The sequence below is a fragment of the Mesorhizobium sp. WSM4976 genome, assembly GCF_029625685.1.
GTDB lineage: Bacteria > Pseudomonadota > Alphaproteobacteria > Rhizobiales > Rhizobiaceae > Mesorhizobium.
On record NZ_JARTVT010000110.1, the window covers coordinates 1 to 699 of the forward strand.

At 61.7% G+C, this 699-nt stretch carries 1 protein-coding gene; it reads right to left on the bottom strand.

The window, feature by feature from the left end; genetic code table 11:
• Positions 1-244: 244 nt before the first annotated feature.
• Positions 245-673, bottom strand: coding sequence for a hypothetical protein (locus P9272_RS35945; RefSeq protein WP_278164964.1), 429 nt, complete (start codon positions 671-673; stop codon positions 245-247).
• Positions 674-699 lie beyond the last annotated feature (26 nt).

The window sequence follows — 699 nt, forward strand, 5'->3', positions numbered from 1 at the left end:
CGACGCCCACTACGACAATATCGGACGCACCGGTGGCGATCGGCGCGTTGGACCACGTATAAGTGTTCGGTGATCCGCCAGGATTGGACATCGCTCCGCTGGAACTGCCGATATAGGCGATCGGGCTGGTCGGAGCTGGATGCGTGGGCGAAAACACAGGGGATGGAAACATTGGCGATGTTCCTTCTTTAATGGTCGGCCGCTTCGGTTGGCGGCGTCGTCGCGCCGGTGCCGCGCGCGATCTTCAGGCCGCCTCAAACATCTTGGAAGGCTGACGGACGGGATCGATCTTCTCGCCGACCTTGTCGGGCCAGCGGTGAAGCCGGGTGATGGAAACGCTGCGGCGGCTGACCACCGTCATGTCGAGAATTCCGCCGATAAGATGCTGCCGATCGCTGTTTTCGTCGAAGGGATCGACCGCGACCCTGATGTGACGGAAGTGCTCAAAAATTTGGACCCCATAGCGAGAGAACCAGCCCTGCATGGTCTCGCCTTTGCGCGGCGGCGGCACACGCATCGCATCGAGCGTAATGGGCTCGCCGTTGGTGCCGAAGCCCCAATGCATGTGTCCGGGATCGATCAGGGTGTTGGGCGCCATGCCATATTCTGCCGGCCTGGTCTGAAACACCCGGTGCATCGGGCCGGCGGTCTCGGAGATGCCGGCGATCAGCACTTCGAGGTCCGGTGACTTGGGGAAAT